The organism is Blastococcus colisei (assembly GCF_006717095.1).
GTDB lineage: Bacteria > Actinomycetota > Actinomycetes > Mycobacteriales > Geodermatophilaceae > Blastococcus_B > Blastococcus_B colisei.
Window position 1 is genome coordinate 1,512,118 of sequence record NZ_VFQE01000001.1, and the last position, 17,789, is coordinate 1,529,906.

Genomic DNA, 17,789 nt, shown 5'->3' on the forward strand with positions numbered 1-17,789 from the left:
ATCCGACGCCTGGGGGTCACTTTTCACTCGTCGTCGACATGGGCTGAACCGGGAGCTGACCAAGCACCTGCGCACCGGGCGGGCGCTGCGTAAGCCCCGCCGTCGTGTCGATGGCCGCCGGGAACGGATCAAGGACAAAGTCATGATCTCCGAGCGGCCCGCCGAGGCCGACGACCGCGCCGTACCCGGCCACTTCGAAGGCGACCTGATGGTCGGCAAGGACAGCGGCTCGGCGGTCGGCACCCTGGTCGAGCGCACCACCCGGTTCACCATGCTCCTGCACCTGCCGGCCGATCACGGTGCCGAAGCCGTCCGCGACGCCATCACCACCAAAATCGCCACGCTGCCGGTACATCTGCGCCGCTCGCTGACCTGGGACCAGGGCATCGAGTTGGCCAGGCACACCGAGATCACCATCGCGGCCGACCTGCCGATCTACTTCTGCGATCCGCACAGCCCCTGGCAGCGCGGCACCAACGAGAACACCAACGGCCTGCTCCGCCAGTACCTGCCCAAGGGCACCGACCTCTCGGTGCACACCATCGCCGACCTCGAGGCCATCGAGACCCGACTCAACGGCCGACCCCGCAAGACCCTCGGCTTCAAGACCCCCGCCGAAGCCTTCGCCCAGCTACTCTCCGAAGATCAACAAGCTGGTGTTGCGACGACCAGTTGAATCCGCCGCCCCAGACCGCAGGTAAAGGTTCCAATGCCTCAGGAGGGACGGCGCGAGTTCAGTAGGCGAGCCGGTGCAGCGCGGTGGCCAGCACCGAGGCGCCGCGCACGCAGTCCTCGGGCGAGGTGTACTCGGCCGGGGTGTGCGAGCGCCCCTCGACGCTGGGCACGAACACCATCGCCGTCGGCACCCGGGAGGCCATCAGCTGGCTGTCGTGCCCGGCGCCGCTGGGCATCCGCCGCCAGCTCGCCGCGCACGCCTCCGCCGAACCGCGGAGGACGTCGAGCAGGGTCTCGTCCATCGTCGCCGGCTCCTCGTCCTTGTCCCGGACGACGTCCACCTCGACACCGTGCCGTTGCGCGACGTCGGCGCAGATCCGGTGCACCTGGTCCAGCAGCCGGTCCCGGACGGAGAGGTCGGGGTGCCGCAGGTCCAGGGAGAACCGCGCCAGGCCCGGGACGATGCTGGGCTGCCCGGGCTCCACGGTCCAGCGTCCGGTGGTGACGACCGCGGGGCGGCCCTCCCCTTCCACCGCCACGGTGATCTCCCGGGCCATCTGCGCGGCCGCCTGCAGGGCGTCGGCGCGCAGGTCCATCGGGGTGGCGCCGGCGTGGTCCTGCCGGCCGCGCACGGTGATCGTCTCCCAGGCGATGCCCGGGATCACCTCCACCAGGCCGATGTCCACGCCCTCGTCGGCCAGCACCCTGCCCTGCTCGATGTGCAACTCGAGGAACGTCCGCAGGTCGTGCCGCTCGGCGGTGGCCACGGCGGCGGGATCGAGGCCGGCCCGGCGCATGGCCTCGGCCAGGGTCACGCCGTCCCGGTCGCGCAGCCGGTCGGGCTCGTCGGGGGCGATCAGGCCGAGCATGGCCCGGGTGCCGAAGAAGTTGGCGGGGAAGCGGCTGCTCTCCTCCTCGCACAGGGAGACGACCTCCAGCGTGGTGGTGGGGGTGCCGACCTGTCGCAGGGCGGCGAGTGCGGCGAGGCCGCCGACCACCCCCAGCGCGCCGTCGTACTTCCCGCCGGAGGGCACGGTGTCGACGTGCGAGCCGGTGAGGACGACGCCGTCCCCGGAGCCGGGTAGCCGGCCGAACACGTTGCCGACCGCGTCGACCCGTGCCTCCAGGCCGGCGTCACGGATCCACCCCAACAGGGTGTCCCGGGCCCGCTGCCAGGCGTCGTCGTACATGAACCGGTACATGCCGTCCGGGGTGTCCCCGATGGCGCCGAGCTCGGCCACGTACATGGCGAGCAGCTGGTCGTCGACGTGTACGGCGTCGGTGGTCGCGCGGCTCATGGGTGCTCCTCAGGGTCGGGCTGCGGGTGTCCGTGCACGTCGATGACGCTCACCGGCAATCGGCGGAGAGCTGGCGCCGCCACGACCCCCGGTCGCGCGACGGGGGCGTGAGCATCGCGGTGTCGCCCGAGATCCGGTAGCCACGCAACAGCGGCCGCACGCCCCGGAGTGCGTCGTCGACGGCACCGTCGAGGCGTTCTCCGGTCGGGTCGGCGAGGTGCATGACGAGCATGTCCACCTCGTCGTACACGCGCACACCGATCCGGATCATCGTTGGCCCGGAGGACGAGGTAGCGCCGCAGGTCGCTCACCGAGCCCACCGTCTGCATCGTCAGGACCAGTTGGTGGAGCGGGACCACCGCGATGTCGGGGCGAACGCCATCGACGGTGCCCAGCTCCGCGGTGTGTGCGGTCACCCTGCTCAGCAGGCGGGCGCGCCGCCCCTCGAGCTCAGCCGACCTCGGGCTTCCCCGGGACGTCCAGGCCGATCGGAAGACGTCGTCGAGGTATGCGTCCAGGTCGTCGCAGAGGCCGGCAGGCAGAGCCGCGACGACCATCCTGCGGACGTCGGGCTCCAGCAGGTCGGCTGCGCTGGGGCGCGCGGGGAGGCCGGGCAGCAGCGGGAGGTGGCCGGTCCCCACCGATGCCCGCGGAGGGACGGGCTCACCCGTCGTCGTCCGTCGGGTGGTCATCGGTTCCCCGCTCCCTCGACGACCCGGCCGGCGACCACCACCGACCGGACGTCGGTGAGGGCGGTGATGTCGTCCAGCGGGTTCCCGCCGGTGACCACCAGGTGCCCGGGGGCACCCGGGGACAGGTGTCCGAGGTCGTCGCGCAGCAGGCACCGGGCCGCGGTGGCCGTGACCGCCCGCACCGCGTCGAGAGTGGGCAGCCCGATGTCCCGGACCAGCAGGACCGCCTCCTCGGCGACGCCGCCGTGCGGGTTGAACGGGGTGCCCGCGTCGCTGGCACCGGCGATCGGGATGCCGGCCCGGGCGGCACGGCGCAGCGACTCGATGGTGACGCCCTGGATCTCCTCGCCCTTGGCGAGGACGGCCGGCTCAATGGCATCGGCGTTCCGGAGCATCCGGACCAGCGCCATCCGGGTGGTCACCAGCATCGCCCCGGTCGAGGCCATCAGCCCGACAGTCTCGTCGTCGAGGTGGACGCCGTGCTCGATGGTGGTCGCGCCGGCGCGCAGCGCCCGCTTCGTGCCCTCGATCCCGATGGCGTGCGCGGCGACCCAACGGCCCGCGGCGCGGGCCACGGCGGCGGCCGCGGCCAGTTCGGCCTCCGTGTAGGGCGCGTCGCCGATCGCGACGGACGGGGTGAGCACCCCGCCGGTGGCGACCAGCTTGATCCCGTCCGCCCCGCGGGCGAGCTCCTCGCGGGCCGCGTCGGCCATCGCCGCCTCGCCACGAACCTCGGTGCCCAGGTAGGGGATGTGGCCACCGGGAGCGGTGATCGCCCGGCCGGCCGCGGCCACCGCGGCGCCGGGCAGCCGGCCCGCGGCGACGTCCCGGCCGAGCGTGATCGCGATGTCGCCCGGCGCGCCCAGGTCGCGGACGGCCACCGTTCCGGCCCGCAGGGCGCGCACGCTGTTGGCCCGGGCGACCGCGGCCAGCTGCTCCGGGTCGGACCGGACGATGGAGCCCATGAAGTCGGCCGAGCCGTCGGCGACCAGGTGCACGTGGGCGTCCACCATCCCCGGCAGGACCGTGCCGTCGCCGACGTGGACCTCGGTCACGGTGCGGTCGACCCGGGGCGCGCGGCTGGTGGGGCCGACGTAGCTGATCCGGCCGTCCTGGACCAACACCGTCCCGTCGCGCAACGGCTCGCCGGCGACGGGCACCACGTGCCCACGCATGACCACGCTGCCGCGCACCCGCTCACACCCCCGTCTCGGGCAGCACCGACCAGGACGCCGGGTCCAGGTTGGCGCCGCACACCAGCGCCCCCACCGTCGACCCGCGCGGCGCCACGTACGCGCCGCACAGCAGCGCGGCGAGCGCCGTCGCCCCGCCCGGCTCGGCGAGCACCCGAAGCTCCTCCCACAGCACCCGCTGAGCGTGCCGGATGGCGTCGTCCGGCACGAGCACCGACTCGTCCACGTACCGGCTGGTCACCTCGTGGGCGATGGTGCCCAGCCGGCGGGCACCGAGGGCGTCGGCGGCGATGCCGCCCACCTCCACGTCGACCGGTTCCCCGGCCCGTCGGGCCGCGTGCAGGGTCGGCGCCGCCTCGGGCTCCACCGCGACCACGGCGAGGCTGTCGGTGTACCAGGCGGCGCAGCCGGCGATCAGCCCGCCGCCGCCGACGGCGACCAGGACGGTGTCCAGGTCGGGGCACTGCTGGGCGAGCTCGGCGGCGACGGTGCCCTGGCCGGCGACGACCTCGGGCTGGTCGTAGGCGTGCACCCGCAGCGCACCGGTGCGGTTCCCCTGCTCGACGCTGGCAGCGAAGGCCTCGGCGTAGGTCGCGCCGACGGCGGTGACCTGGGCGCCGTACCGCCGGATCCGCTCCTGCTTGGCAGCCGGTGCGGTGGCCGGCACGAAGATCTCGGCCCGGACCCCGATCGCCGAGGCGGCGTAGGCGACGGCGGCACCGTGGTTGCCGCCGGAGGCGGCGATCACGCCGGCGGGAGGGACGGCGGCGGACAGCAGCGTGTTGAACGCGCCCCGGACCTTGAAGGACCCGGAGTGCTGCATGCCCTCGAGCTTCAGGGCGACGTCGTGCGGGAGACCCACCCGGTCGCCGTCCAGGACGACGACGGGCGTCCGCCGGGCGAGCGGGCCGATCCGCGCGGCCGCGGCCTGCACGTCGGCGCGGGTGACGCTCACCGGTGGGCGATCCCGCCGGGACCGTGGCCGGCCGGCACCTCTTCGCCCGCGACCACCGGCCCCGGGGGAGTGCCCTCGCCGAACGGCCGGTCACCGAGCTGGTCGCGGCCGTGCGGCATCAGCCAACCGGACGTGTCCGGCCCCGCCGGGATGATCTGCGTCGGGTTGATGTCGGCGTGGACGACGTAGTAGTGCTCCTTGATCTGCGGGAAGTCGATCGTGTCGCCGAAGCCGGGGGTCTGGAACAGGTCACGCGCGTAGGCCCACAGCACCGGCATCTCCGACAGCTTCTGCCGATTGCACTTGAAGTGGCCGTGGTAGACGGTGTCGAACCGCGCCAGCGTCGTGAACAGCCGGACGTCGGCCTCGGTGATCTGCCCGCCCATCAGGAACCGCCGATGCTCGAGGCGCTCCTCCAGCCAGTCCAGCGCGGTGAACAGCCGCTCGTAGGCCTTGTCGTAAGCGCGCTGCGAGCCGGAGAAGCCGCACCGGTACACCCCGTTGTTGACCTCGGTGTAGACGCGCTCCATCACCTCGTCCATCTCGTCCCGCAGGTGCTCGGGGTAGAGGTCGGGAGCGCCCTCGCGGTGGTAGGCGGTCCACTGCGTGGAGAGGTCGAGGGTGATCTGCGGGAAGTCGTTGGTGACGACGGCGCCGCTCGGGACGTCGACCATCGCCGGCACCGTGATCCCGCGGGAGTACTGCGGATCGCGGGCGAGGAAGGCCTGCTGGAGCCGCTCGTACCCGAGCACCGGGTCGCGGCCGCCGGGGTCGAGGTCGAAGGTCCAGCTGCGCTCGTCGTGGGTGGGCCCGCACATGCCCATCGAGATGACCGGCTCCAGCCCGAGCAGCCGGCGGACGATGACCGACCGGTTCGCCCACGGGCACGCGCGCGCGATGACGAGCCGGTAGCGGCCGGGCTCCACCGGCCAGCCGCTCGATCCGTCCGCGGTGATCCGGTCGGAGAGGTACTTGGAGTCGCGTCGGTACTCGGACTCGACGTAACCGGACCCGCTGGTGTCTTCGCTCACCGGTCGAGCGTTCCCGATGCCATCGGGGCTCACACCCCCGGTCACCGAAGCGCAACATCGTGGTCCGCGCGCCGCTGTGCGTGGGGCGCACCCAGGAACGGTCCGCAGCAGGCAGATCTGCGTACGGTCCGCGCAATGAAGGCAATCGTGCGCGAGACGTACGGACCACCGGAAGAGCTGCAGTGGGGCACCGCCGACGAGCCGGTGATCGGAGACGACGACGTCCTGGTACAGGTGGTCGCGGCCGGCGTCGACCAGGGCGTGTGGCACCTGGTCACCGGGCTGCCGCGGGCCATCCGGCTCGCGGGATTCGGCGTACGGAAGCCGAAGAACGCCGTGCCCGGCATGGACGTCGCCGGCGTCGTGACGGCGGTCGGAGCGCACGTGACCCGGTTCCGCGCCGGGGACGAGGTGTTCGGCATCGGGTCGAGCAGCTATGCGGAGTACGCGGCGGTGCCCGCGAAGAACCTGGTGGCCAAGCCCGCGAACGTGCCGTTCACCGATGCCGCCGCCGTCCCGAACTCGGCGCTCGCCGCGCTGCAGGGGCTGCGCAAGGGCGACGTCCAGGCGGGCCAGCGGGTACTGGTCATCGGCGCCGGCGGGGGAGTGGGCTCCTACGCGGTGCAGCTGGCCGTGGCGGCCGGTGCGGACGTCACCGGCATCTGCAGCACGGCCAAGACGGACTTCGTCCGGTCGCTGGGTGCCGACGACGTCCTCGACTACACCCGCGAGCAGATCATCGACGGCGGACGGCGCTACGACCTCATCCTCGACACCGGCGGCAACCGGAAGCTGCGCGAGCTCCGCCGCGCGCTGACTTCGGCCGGCACCCTCGTCATCGTCGGGGCGGAGGTCGGCGGCTGGCGGCAGGGCATCGAGCGGCAGCTCGTGGCGATGCTGCTGAACCCGTTCATCCGGCAGAACCTGCGCAGCTACGTGTCCGGACCGAACCCGGCCGACCTGCAGGCGCTCGCCGACCACCTCGCGGCCGGGACGCTGCGGGCGCCGGTCGACCGCACATTCCCGCTGGCCGAGGCCGGTGCGGCGATCCAGTACATGCGCGACGGCAAGGCCAAGGGCAAGGTGGTGCTCACCGTCTGAGCGGGGGGATCTCAGGCGGCCGGCGGGGCGCCGCGCAGCCGGACGACGGCGGCGCGGTAGTTCCGGCGGCCGACGATGCGCCATGCGGTGCGGGTGGCCGGCGCGAGCCCGGCCATGAGGCGGGCCCGGTCGATGGCGCAGGCGTCCTCCAGGGCCAGGCCCAGGAAGAGCAGCTGCTCGCGGCCCGACAGGTTCGTCGTCGCCGCCCGGCCCACCGCCGTCCACTCGGCGTCGGTGAGGTACTGGGCGACCAGCGGCAGCAGGTCCCTTTCCTCGGCCGAGAGGTGGGCGTCGACCGTGTCGGCCACGCGGGTGCAGGCGCGGACGAAGGCGTTGCGCGCCGGGAGGGTGCCGGCGACCGCCCACTGGCGGGCCACGGTGGAGAGGTCGCGCAGCATGTGGTCCAGCAGGGCCGCGCGGCTGGTCCAGTAGGCGACGGCATCGCGGGCGGCGTCCTCCTGGCGGGCCGGCAGGCCGCGGAACAGCGCGGGCCACAGCAGTTCCCGCTCGGTGCTGTGGTGCTGGAGCAGGACGCGCGCCATCAGGTCGGCGTGCGCGGTGAGGTCGGCGGTGCGGACGGCGTCGTCGGCCGGCGCCCAGCTCGCCAGCTCGGCCAGCAGCCGGAACTCGCGGCGCACCGCCTGGTGCAGCACCCGCTGGTAGGCGACGGCGGGGCAGTGGCGCGGCGTGGTCTCGGCCGACGTGCGGGGCGACGGGATGAGCGGGCGGGGAAGGACGGCGGTCATCGGGGCACCTCGGACTTCGGCCGGATCGGACGCGTTCGACGCTAGGAAGAGGCGCGTCCCGGCCAGTAGGTACAGATGTCCCGAACTTCCTGGGATTCCGCCCGGGATCTACAGCCGGCTGGCCGTGGCGTCGTCCTCGGTGCCGTCGAAGAAGTGGTCGAGGACCTGGCGGAAGACCGGCTCGTCGGGTGCGGCGTGGGCGAAGAGGGTCATCGACGAGCGCAGTTTCATGGCGTCGACCGGCCCGAGCACGCGCTCGGGGTCGGCGGTGTCGAGGTCAGTGAGCGCCGTCGCGCACTCGACCAGCCGGCGGCCGAGCGTCGGGTGCGCCAAATAGGCCCGCGCCTCCTCGACCCCGGAGATCGCGAACCGCTGCGCCATGCCGCTTCGCCCGAGGCCCGCGATCTGCGGGAAGACGAACCACATCCAGTGCGTCCGCTTCTCGCCGGCGCGCAGCTCGGCCAGCGCCTGGTCGTAGGTGTGCGCCTGGGCGTCGAGGAACCGCTGGAGGTCGAAGGTCACCGGGCCAGCCTCGCACCGGCGATGACTTTCCGACCGGGGTCCGGTCTGACACGACATGCAGACGACGACGCTCGACCTGGATTCCCAGACCGCCGAGGTGGCCCGCATCGTGGCCGGTGTCCGCGACGACCAGCTGTGCCACCCGACGCCGTGCGCCGGCCTGAACGTGGCCGCGCTGCTCGACCACCTGGTCGGGCTCACGTCGGCGTTCCGGCTGGCCGCGGAGAAGGCGGTGTTCGACGGCGGCCCGTCCGCGGACGCCGCGCACCTCGCACCCGACTGGCGCACCCGGCTGCCCGCCCGGCTCGACGCGCTGGCCGCCGCGTGGCGTGACCCGGGCGCCTGGAAGGGGGAGACGGAGGTCGCCGGTGTGCGGCTCCCCGCGCCCGCGATGGCCACGGTCGCTCTGAACGAGGTGCTGATCCACGGCTGGGACCTCGCCGTCGCCACCGGGCAGACCTACCTACCCGACCCCGCGAGCGTCCGGGCCTGCCGGGAGATGGTCGGTGACCGCACCGGCGCCACCGACGAGCCCGACGGGTTGTTCGGCGCCGTCGTCCCCGTGCCCGCCGACGCCCCGGAGTTCGACCGGCTGCTCGGTCAGACCGGTCGCGATCCCGCCTGGACCGCCTGACCAGGCCGCCCGCTGGTCAGACCGTCTCGGGCACGCGGAGGTGGGCGAGGGCGAGGTCGAACTCGGCCACGTCGGTGATCTCACCGCCCATCTGCCGGGCGAACTCCTCGCGCATGGGCTGCGCCATGGCGGCTGCGGCCTTCATGGCGGCGCGGCCTTCGTAGACCACTGCGGTGACGGCACGTCCCGACTCGCGGTCGGCCAGCAGGCTGACGCTGCAGAAGCCGGGCAGGTCCTCCAACCGCGGGAGCAGGCTCAGCCGGAAGGCGTCCATGGTGCGCTCGGCGTCGGCGGGGTCCCCACGGCTCCAGATCACCCGGCAGCAGGCGCCGTCGGGCGCGTAGTGCAGGCGGTGCAGCACCGCGATCTCCCACTCCTGCACCTCGGGCCGGCCGCCCAGGATCCCCGCGAAGCGCAGCCGTAGCGCGTGGAGCGGCGACTCGCTGCCGTGCATCGCCTCCTCGGTCTGCCAGGAGGTCGTGGCGATGCATCGCCCGCTGTCGCGGTCGCACAGCATCGACAGGCCCACGAAGCCGTCCAGTCCGTAGAGGGCCGGCATGACCTTGGCGCGGAGGTAGGCCACCGCGTCGTCGACGGACGCCGGGTTGCCGTTCACCGTGGCCGATCGGGCGTACATGCCACCACTCCTCTCGGGAGTCGGCGGCGACGGCGCTGCTGCGTCGCCGAGCGCTCACTGTCCTCGCAGTGGCGCCGGGAGGGCAACGGCGTGCTGCGCCATCAGACCGGTCGGGACGCGTGGCGGACCGCCTGACCCAGCGCCACCGCGTGGGTCAGGCGCAGGGTGCCGCTGAGCCACAGCAGCACGTCGTGCAGCCGGAGCCGGCCGAGCTCGACCCCGCAGGCCGCCAGCTCGCGCTCGAGCCTGCTGAACGCGGATTCGTTGGCCCTCACCTCGCGGTGGATCACCGCCTCGACACCGCTGTCGCCCTCGCGCACGTGCGGGAACAGCTGCCAGCGGGTGGTGCGGCTCAGCAGCGGGACGAGCGACGGACGACGGTGGTGCAGCGCCGCGGTGACGTGCTGCGCCGGGACACCGGGGATCTCCGAGCAGTGCTGCCAGATCCGGCGGAGCCACGCGCCGACGGTCCCCGGCTCGGCCAGCACGGAGAACTCGTCGTCCGGGAGTTCGCTGAACGGGCGGCCCGCGGCACGGTCGCGGGCGGCGTCGGCGAGCGCTGCCACGTCGTCCAGGACCGCCTTCATCGCCGACCACGACGCGGGGTCGAGGCGGCCGTGCAGCCCCTCGGCGGTGAGGATGTCCGGCTCGCCGAGCGGACCGGGGGAGCCCGCCCGCCGGTCGAACCGCTCGTAGGCGAACGCCGGGATCTCGACCCACCGGCCGGTGCGCGCGTTCGGCGCGCGGTAGTGGAAGGGCCGTCGTCCCCGGGCGTAGCCGAGGACGGCGGCCAGCGCGGTGTCGACGGGCAGCGGGTCGGGGCCGGCGCTCGGCAGGACCAGCTGCGCGTCGTCCACCGGCTTTCCTTCCGCTCTGGTGGCGTCATCGTCGCAGGTCCGCAGGAACGAACCCTGTCCGCGCGCGGCCGGCCGGTGAACACGGCGAGTTCCGATACCAACAGTTCAGTGAAAAACATGCATCAGAGTCGCGGTGCAGGTATTGACTCAGTGAACTTCTTCACTATGGTGGATGTCACCACCCAGTCGGTCCTGGAGGTCTCCCGATGGCACTGCCCGACGAGTCGCTTCCCGCGGCTCCCGCCATCGGCGCGATGCTGCAGGACCTCGGGACCAGGATCCGCGTCCTGCGCCGGGAGCGGAACCTGACCCTCGAGCGGCTCGGTGAGCTGTCCGGCCTGAGCGTCGGGATCGTGAGCCAGATCGAGCGGGGCAAGGGCAACCCGTCCTTCGCCACGCTCGCCCAGCTGGCACACGGCCTCGACATCCCGGTCGGTCGGCTGCTGCACGTGGCCGAGCAGCGCAGGTCGCCGGTCGTGCGTCGCGGGGAGCGGCGCCGGCTCGACGGCCACGGGCTCGGCAACGACGACGGCGGCCAGTACGAGCTCCTCACCCCCGACTTCACCGGCGCACTCGAGGTCGTGTGGGTGGAGACACCGCCCGGCTACGACACGAGCGCGACTCCGTACAAGCACAACGGCGAGGAGTTCGGGCTCGTGATCGAGGGCCGCGTGGTCGTCCACGTCGACGGGGTCGCCCACGACCTCGGCGTCGGGGACTCGATCCGGTACGACTCCTCCGTGCCGCACTGGTACAGCAATCCCGGTCCGGAGGTCTGCCGGGCCGTCTGGGTCATCACCCCTCCCACCTGGTGAGCCCGGGGGACGGCGTCCTGCAGACCGCCGTCCCGCAGCACCGTAGGACGTAGCACCGCAGGACGGACGGCCCTCGGCCGCCCGGCAGCACCACTTCCCCCGGACGACGTCCGGACCCCCCACCCGAGAAGCCGCGACGCCGGCCTCTGGCGACCCGTCATGTCCTGACGACGCCCGAGCTGGCGTGACCCGGCGATCCCGCGCACCCTCGAAAGCGCGCCCAAGGAGATCTGGCCATGTCCGTCCAGGCACCCGTTCCCACGCAACCAGGTTCCGTCCTCGCCGACGGACTACCTGCCGTCGCCCCACCGATCACCACCCGCCGCGCCCTCCTCGGGCTCGGCCTGGGCAACACGCTCGAGTGGTACGACTGGATGATCTTCGGCCTGCTGGCCGCCCTGATCGGCCCGCAGTTCTTCCCGTCGGACGACCGCGTCGCGGCCACGCTGTCGGCGCTGGCGGTGTTCGCCGTCGGCTTCGCCGTCCGGCCGCTCGGCGGCGTCCTGCTCGGCACCATCGCGGACAAGGTCGGCCGCCGCCGCGTGATGCTGTGGTCGATCGGCGCCATGGCCGCGACCACGCTGGTCATCGCCGTGCTGCCGACCTACGAGACGATCGGCGTCTGGGCCGGCGTGGTGCTGCTGATCTGCCGGCTCATCCAGGGCGCGTCCACCGGCATCGAGGCCCCGCTGTCGACCGCCTACGCCGTCGAGCTCTCGCCCGAGGGCAAGGAGGGCCGCGCCGCCGGCCTGATGAGCTTCTTCGTCAACCTCGGCATCCTGCTCGCCAGCCTGGTCAGCTTCCTCTCCAGCCTCGCCCTCGGGACCGACGCGATGCTCGAGTGGGGCTGGCGGATCCCGTTCCTCTTCGGCGCCGCACTGGGCGTCATCGTCGTCTGGCTCCGTCGCGCGCTGCCGGAGTCGCTGACCGAGGAGGACAAGTCCGAGGCCGCCACCCAGGGCAACACCATCTGGGGCGGCATCGGCAAGCACTGGCTCGGCCTCGTCGCGATCATCTGCGTCGTCGGCGCCGCGCAGGCCTACAACTACGCCTGGAACGTCGGCCTGCCGAGCCTGGCCCGCGGCGCCTTCGGCGAGGACCCGACCCTCGTCTTCGCGATCACGACCGGGCTCGCCGTCGTCCTGCTGATCGGCTCGCCGCTCACCGGCGCCCTGGCCGACAAGTACACCTTGTCGAAGACGTTCATGATCACCCGGCTGATGGCCATCCCGACGATCTTCCTGATGCTGCTCTACACCGAGCCCGGCATCCTCGGGTTCGCCGCGGTGATCCTCGGCGGCTCCGTCGTCCTGGTGCTGAACATGACGCTCTACAACGTCGTCGCGACGTCGCTGATGCCGAAGTACTGCCGCGCCACCGGCGTGGCCCTCGGCTACGGGATCGCCGTCGCCGTCTTCGGCGGCACCGCCTCCTACCTCCTCGTCTGGCTGCAGAGCAAGGGCCTGGACTGGGTGTTCCCGGTGTACGTCGCCGTCCTGTCCGCGATCAGCGTGGTGGCCTACCTGGCCGCCCGCCGGTCCAGCGGCACCTTCTGCGGAAAGTGAGCCCCACCATGACTGCGCAACCCATGAGGCGAATCCTCACCTCCGACGACGTCCGCGACGACGTCGTCACCCGCTCCGACGTCGTCGTGGTGGGCGGTGGGCCCGCCGGCGTCAGCGCCGCGGTCGCCGCGGCCCGCACCGGCGCCAGCGTCACCCTGCTCGAGCGCTACGCCGCCCTCGGCGGCCTGGCGTCCGGCGGCATGGTGCTGGTCCTCGACGACATGATCAACGGCTCCGAGATCACCGTCACCGGCGTCGTCGACGAGTACGTCGAGCGCATGGCCAAGATGGGCCTGGCCGTCTACCCGCCCGAGCAGGAGCGGTACGCGTCGACCGAGACCTGGAACACGTGGGGACGCTGGGGCACCTTCGACTTCCACACCCACGTCAACCCGAAGCCGATCTGCTACGCGGTCGCCTTCGACCCCGACGGCTGGAAGCGGGTCTCCAACGACCTGGTCCGCGAGTCCGGCGTCAACCTGCGCCTGCACTCCTGGTTTTCCCGGCCGGTCGTCGACGAGGGCCGGCTGCGCGGCGTCGTCTGCGAGACCAAGTCCGGCCCGCAGGCCGTCATGGGGGACGTCGTCATCGACACCACCGGCGACATCGACGTGGCCTCCCGCGCCGGCGCCCCGTTCATCCAGGACAGCTACCTGACCACGCTGGTCTTCCGGCTCGGCGGCGTCGACACCGATGCGGCGGAGCGCTTCGAGCAGGCCAACCCGAAGGAGGCCCGCGCGATCAACCGCAAGATCAAGCGGCTGCTCGGCGGGGCGTGGGAGCTGTGGTGGCTGAAGACGCCGATCCCTGGCGTCGTGTGGTGCAACGCCCCGCACATGTCCGGCTACGACGGCACCGACCCGGCCTCGCTCACCCAGGCCGAGTTCGACGCGCGGGACAAGATCTCCGACGCCGTCACCTACGTCCGCGCGCACCTGCCCGGCTTCGAGAACAGCTACCTCGTCGACGTCGCCGAGCAGATGGGCGTCCGGCAGACCCGGCTCCTCGAGGGGGAGTACGTCGTCACCAAGGACGACGTCAGCACCCGCCGGCACTTCGCCGACTCGGTGGCCCGCGGGCGGGACTACTACACGCCCTACCGCGCCCTGCTGCCGAAGAACGTCGACCAGCTGCTGGTCGCCGGCCGGCACTACTCGGCCACCCCCGAGGCGCAGCGCATCTCGCGGGAGATCCCGCCGTGCATGGCGCAGGGGCAGGCCGCCGGGATCGCGGCCGGCATCGCCGTCGACAAGGGCATTCCCGTGCGCGACGTGGACCCGACCGACATCCAGCGGGGGATGCGGAACCAGGGCGCCGACCCGGGTGACACCCCGTCGGCCAACGCTCTGCTCGACACAGCGACGATCACCTCGGAGGTGCCGGCATGACCGCCATCCAGCCGCACGCTGTCCAACCACTCAGCGGCGTCACCGTCCTCGACTTCACCCAGGTCTACATGGGCCCGAGCTGCACCCAGCTGCTCGGCGACTACGGCGCCGAGGTGATCAAGGTCGAGCGGCCCGGGGCGGGTGACCTGTCGCGCACCTCGATCACCGACCCGGCCGGCATGGACAACCCGATCTTCCTGTCGATCAATCGCAACAAGCGCTCGATCTCGGTGGACACCCGCTCCGAGGAGGGCAAGGAGGTCATCCGCCGGCTGGTGCGCGACGCCGACGTCGTCGTCAGCAACTTCCGCGGCGGGGTGATGGAGCGCATCGGCTTCGGCTACGAGGCGCTCAAGGCCATCAACCCGCGACTGGTCTGGGCGTCGGGCACCGGGTTCGGCGACACCGGCCCGTACAGCCACAAGGGCGGCCAGGATGTCATCGCGCAGGCCTACTCCGGCGTGATGTGGCGGCGCGAGTCCGAGGACATCCCGCTGTCGGTCTATCCGACGACGCTGTGCGACTACACGACCGGCATGCACCTGATGCAGGGGATCCTGCTCGCCCTCATGGCCCGCGAGCGCACCGGCGAGGGCCAGAAGGTCGACGTCACGATGTACGACTCGATGCTGCACATGCAGATGCAGGAGGCCTGCATGCAGCTCAACCGCGGCTACGAGGTCAACTGGGCGGCCAAGCCGCTGTCCGGAGTCTTCCCGACCACGGACGGCGCGGTGTGCATGGTCGGCGCGTTCAAGGAGAACCCGCTGCGCGACATCTCCAAGGCCCTCGAGCTGGAGGAGGACCTGTCGGCGCGGCCGGAGTTCTCCACCATGGACGCGCAGGCCGAGCACCGGCACGAGCTCCGCGAGATCTTCCTCGCCCGGTTCGCGCAGAACACCACCGACCACTGGGTCAAGGCGCTGGAGTCGGTCGACATCCTCTGCGCACCGGTGCGCACGCTCGCCGAGGCGCTGGAGGACGAGCAGACACTGGTCAACCGCATGGTCGTCGAGATGGAGCACCCGACCGCCGGGACGGTGCGCGCGCTCGACGCGCCCATCCACCTCTCGGCGACGCCGGCGAGCGTGCGGCAGGTGCCGCCGCGGCTCGGCGAGCACAACGCCGAGGTGCTGCGCGACCACGGCTTCACCGACGACGAGGTCGCCGCGCTGACCGGGGCGGGGGTCCTGCGATGAGTACCGACCACGGGATCCGCTACGAGCTCGACGGTCACGTCGCGCGGGTGACCATCGACCGGCCGCACGTGATGAACGCCGTCGACCGCGCCGCGCACCTGGAGCTGCGCCGGGTGTGGGCGGAGATCGAGCAGGACCCGGAGGTGCGCGTCGTCGTCCTCACCGGCGCCGGTGACCGCTCCTTCTGCGTCGGCGCGGACATGTCCGCGTCCGGCGTGGACAAGACCGGCACGGAGTACTGGGCCGACCTCGACCCCGACGGCTTCGGCGCGCTCTCGCTGCGCGAGTCGCTCGACGTGCCGGTGATCGCGCGGGTCAACGGCTTCGCGGTGGGCGGCGGCATGGAGATGGTGCTGGGCTGCGACATCGTGGTCGCCGCCGAGTCGGCGAAGTTCGGGCTCACCGAGCCGCGCGTGGGGCGGATGCCGCTGGACGGCGGCATGGTGCGGCTGCCCCGGCAGATCCCGTACCACCAGGCGATGGGCCTGCTGCTGACCGGCCGCAAGGCGCCGGCCGCGGAGATGTACCGGCTCGGGCTGGTCAACGAGGTCGTGCCGGCCGACGAGCTGGATGCCGCCGTACAGCGGTGGGTGGACGACGTGCTCGCCTGCGCGCCCCTGTCGCTGAAGGCGATCAAGCAGACCGTGCAGCGGACGGCGCACCTGACCGCCCGCGAGGCCAACACGGTGCGGCTGCCCGCGCTGGTGGCCGCGCTGCAGAGCAAGGACCAGGACGAGGGAGTGCGCGCCTTCCAGGAGAAGCGCACCCCGGAATGGAGCGGATCATGACGCGTCTGGCCGATGGGGTGTGGGGCGTCGTCGCCACTCCGTTCAGCGGCTCGACCCTCGACGTCGACGAGGGCAGCCTGGTGAAGCTGGTGTCGCACTACGAGTCGATCGGCGTCACGGGGCTGACCGTGCTCGGTGTCTTCGGCGAAGCGGCGCAGCTGTCCTCGACCGAGCGCCGGGACGTGCTCGAGGCGGTGGCCGACACCGTCGACCTTCCGCTGGTGGTCGGCGCGACGGCGCTGGGCACCGCGCCGGTGATCGAGGAGGGGCTGCTGGCCGTCGAGGCGGTCGGCTCCCGGATCGCCGGGCTGATGGTGCAGGTGAACTCGCCGCGACCCGACGTGCTCGCCGCCCACCTGCGCGCGGTGCACGAGGCCACCGGTCTGCCGATCGTCGTTCAGGACTACCCGGCGATCAGCGGCGTCTCGGTGTCCGCCGACGTGCTGGCCGAGGTGCTGGCCGACCTCCCGTTCGTCGCGGCGGTGAAGGCCGAGGCGCCGCCCACGCCGCCGGCGATCGCCACGCTCACCGCGCGGCTGGACGTGCCGGTGTTCGGCGGGCTGGGCGGCATCGGGCTGCTCGACGAGCTGGCCGCCGGATCGGCCGGCGCGATGACCGGGTTCTCCTACCCGGAGGGCCTGCTGGCCTGCGTCCGGGCGTTCGCGTCCGGGGGCTACGAGGCGGCGCGGGAGGCGTTCCTGCCGTACCTGCCGCTGGTCAACTTCGAGCAGCAGGTGCGCATCGCGCTCGCCGTCCGCAAGGAAGCCCTGCGCCGGCGCGGCCTGATCGTCGAGTCGGCCGCCCGCCCGCCGGCCGCGGCGTTCCCCGCGTCGCTGTCGGCGCAGCTGGACCGGCACCTCGCTGCCGTGCCGGCTCTGGAAGGGGTGAGCTGAGTGGATCTCGGACTGAGCGGCCGCTGCGCCGTCGTCTGCGCGTCCACCGGGGGGCTGGGCGAGGCGATCGCCCGCGCGCTGGCCGCCGAGGGCGCGTCCGTCGTCGTGTCCGGGCGCCGGGGCGACCGGGCCAAGGAGATCGCAGCCGAGCTGCCGTCGGCGGTGGGCGTCGAGGTGGACCTGACCGCTCCCGACGGGCCCGCCGCGTTGGTGGCGGCCGCCCGCGAGGCCTTCGGCGAGGTCGACGTCCTGGTGCTCAACGGGCCGGGCCCGAAGCCCGGTCCGGCGGCCGCGGTGACCGACGCGGGCATCGACTCGGCCGTCGACACCCTGCTGCGCCCGCAGGTGCGGCTGCTCGGCCTGACCCTGCCCGGCATGCGGGAGCGCGGCTGGGGCCGCGTGCTCGCGGTCGGGTCGAGCGGGGTGGCCGCGCCGCTGCCGAACCTGGCGCTGTCCAACCTCGGCCGCTCCGCGCTGGCCGGCTACCTGAAGACCCTCGCGGCGGAGGTCGCCGCCGACGGCGTGACCGTGAACCTGCTGCTGCCCGGCCGGATCGCCACCGACCGGGTCGCGTTCCTCGACGAGTCGGCGGCGTCGAAGGCCGGCACGTCGGTGGACGACGTCGTCGCGAAGTCGAAGGCCACCATCCCGGCCGGCCGCTACGGCGACCCCGCCGAGTTCGGCGCCGCCGCCGCGTTCCTGTGCGGGGTGCCCGCCTCGTACGTGACGGGCACGGCGCTGCGCGTCGACGGCGGCCTCGTCCGCTCGCTCTAGCTCGATTCATCTATTCGTCGACTTGT

At 72.8% G+C, this 17,789-nt stretch carries 18 protein-coding genes and 1 pseudogene; 10 read left to right on the forward strand and 9 right to left on the reverse strand.

Annotated features, from left to right (window positions below):
* Positions 1-16: 16 nt before the first annotated feature.
* Positions 17-676: pseudogene (locus FHU33_RS07205) on the forward strand (IS30 family transposase); the annotation flags it as partial.
* 58 nt (positions 677-734) lie between these two features.
* On the opposite strand, the gene FHU33_RS07210 reads toward FHU33_RS07205, so the two are convergent.
* The 5 genes from FHU33_RS07210 to FHU33_RS07230 form a co-directional block, all read right to left on the reverse strand.
* Positions 735-1,973, reverse strand: a complete 1,239-nt coding sequence (locus FHU33_RS07210; protein WP_142024723.1) for a M20 family metallo-hydrolase — start codon at positions 1,971-1,973, stop codon at positions 735-737.
* A gap of 49 nt (positions 1,974-2,022) precedes the next feature.
* Positions 2,023-2,229, reverse strand: coding sequence for a hypothetical protein (locus tag FHU33_RS07215; protein ID WP_142024724.1), 207 nt, complete (start codon positions 2,227-2,229; stop codon positions 2,023-2,025).
* A gap of 432 nt (positions 2,230-2,661) precedes the next feature.
* Positions 2,662-3,858, reverse strand: a complete 1,197-nt coding sequence (locus tag FHU33_RS07220; protein ID WP_142024725.1) for an amidohydrolase family protein — start codon at positions 3,856-3,858, stop codon at positions 2,662-2,664.
* A 4-nt stretch (positions 3,859-3,862) separates the two neighbouring features.
* The gene (locus FHU33_RS07225; protein WP_142024726.1) at positions 3,863-4,813 is read right to left on the reverse strand and encodes a threonine/serine dehydratase; all 951 of its coding nucleotides are present in this window, start codon (positions 4,811-4,813) and stop codon (positions 3,863-3,865) included.
* Entirely contained in the window at positions 4,810-5,844 is a 1,035-nt protein-coding gene (locus FHU33_RS07230; RefSeq protein WP_142024727.1) for a glutathione S-transferase family protein, read from the reverse strand. Before FHU33_RS07230 ends, FHU33_RS07225 begins: the two co-directional genes overlap by 4 nt.
* Positions 5,845-5,979: 135 nt before the next feature.
* Here FHU33_RS07230 and FHU33_RS07235 point away from each other — a divergent pair, with 135 nt between their 5' ends.
* The gene (locus FHU33_RS07235; RefSeq protein ID WP_142024728.1) at positions 5,980-6,945 is read left to right on the forward strand and encodes an NAD(P)-dependent alcohol dehydrogenase; all 966 of its coding nucleotides are present in this window, start codon (positions 5,980-5,982) and stop codon (positions 6,943-6,945) included.
* A gap of 11 nt (positions 6,946-6,956) precedes the next feature.
* Here the strand turns inward: FHU33_RS07235 and FHU33_RS07240 are convergent, their stop codons facing one another.
* Positions 6,957-7,691, reverse strand: coding sequence for a hemerythrin domain-containing protein (locus tag FHU33_RS07240; RefSeq protein ID WP_142024729.1), 735 nt, complete (start codon positions 7,689-7,691; stop codon positions 6,957-6,959).
* A gap of 108 nt (positions 7,692-7,799) precedes the next feature.
* On the reverse strand, positions 7,800-8,213 hold the full coding sequence (locus FHU33_RS07245; protein ID WP_246063381.1) for a DUF1810 domain-containing protein: 414 nt from the start codon (positions 8,211-8,213) through the stop codon (positions 7,800-7,802).
* A 55-nt stretch (positions 8,214-8,268) separates the two neighbouring features.
* On the opposite strand from FHU33_RS07245, the gene FHU33_RS07250 reads away from it, so the two are divergent.
* A complete protein-coding gene (locus FHU33_RS07250; RefSeq protein WP_142024731.1) occupies positions 8,269-8,847 on the forward strand; it encodes a TIGR03086 family metal-binding protein in 579 nt (192 codons plus the stop codon).
* Positions 8,848-8,863: 16 nt separating this feature from the next.
* On the opposite strand, the gene FHU33_RS07255 is transcribed toward FHU33_RS07250, so the two are convergent.
* Both FHU33_RS07255 and FHU33_RS07260 read right to left on the reverse strand, forming a co-directional pair.
* Positions 8,864-9,484, reverse strand: coding sequence for a hypothetical protein (locus FHU33_RS07255; protein ID WP_142024732.1), 621 nt, complete (start codon positions 9,482-9,484; stop codon positions 8,864-8,866).
* A gap of 101 nt (positions 9,485-9,585) precedes the next feature.
* On the reverse strand, positions 9,586-10,341 hold the full coding sequence (locus FHU33_RS07260) for a DUF6308 family protein (RefSeq protein WP_142024733.1): 756 nt from the start codon (positions 10,339-10,341) through the stop codon (positions 9,586-9,588).
* 206 nt (positions 10,342-10,547) lie between these two features.
* On the opposite strand from FHU33_RS07260, the gene FHU33_RS07265 reads away from it, so the two are divergent.
* From FHU33_RS07265 to FHU33_RS07295, 7 genes are all read left to right on the forward strand, one after another.
* A complete protein-coding gene (locus FHU33_RS07265; RefSeq protein WP_142024734.1) occupies positions 10,548-11,156 on the forward strand; it encodes a helix-turn-helix domain-containing protein in 609 nt (202 codons plus the stop codon).
* A gap of 236 nt (positions 11,157-11,392) precedes the next feature.
* Positions 11,393-12,721 carry an MFS transporter gene (locus FHU33_RS07270; protein ID WP_142024735.1) on the forward strand — a complete coding sequence of 443 codons (1,329 nt, stop codon included), beginning with the start codon at positions 11,393-11,395 and terminating at the stop codon, positions 12,719-12,721.
* 23 nt (positions 12,722-12,744) lie between these two features.
* Positions 12,745-14,109, forward strand: a complete 1,365-nt coding sequence (locus tag FHU33_RS07275) for an FAD-dependent oxidoreductase (RefSeq protein WP_211355029.1) — start codon at positions 12,745-12,747, stop codon at positions 14,107-14,109.
* On the forward strand, positions 14,106-15,308 hold the full coding sequence (locus FHU33_RS07280) for a CaiB/BaiF CoA transferase family protein (RefSeq protein WP_142024737.1): 1,203 nt from the start codon (positions 14,106-14,108) through the stop codon (positions 15,306-15,308). The genes FHU33_RS07275 and FHU33_RS07280 overlap by 4 nt, the downstream gene beginning before the upstream one ends.
* Entirely contained in the window at positions 15,305-16,096 is a 792-nt protein-coding gene (locus FHU33_RS07285; protein ID WP_142024738.1) for an enoyl-CoA hydratase-related protein, read from the forward strand. Before FHU33_RS07280 ends, FHU33_RS07285 begins: the two co-directional genes overlap by 4 nt.
* The gene (locus tag FHU33_RS07290) at positions 16,093-16,989 is read left to right on the forward strand and encodes a dihydrodipicolinate synthase family protein (RefSeq protein ID WP_211355030.1); all 897 of its coding nucleotides are present in this window, start codon (positions 16,093-16,095) and stop codon (positions 16,987-16,989) included. Before FHU33_RS07285 ends, FHU33_RS07290 begins: the two co-directional genes overlap by 4 nt.
* On the forward strand, positions 16,990-17,763 hold the full coding sequence (locus FHU33_RS07295; protein ID WP_142024740.1) for an SDR family oxidoreductase: 774 nt from the start codon (positions 16,990-16,992) through the stop codon (positions 17,761-17,763).
* Positions 17,764-17,789 lie beyond the last annotated feature (26 nt).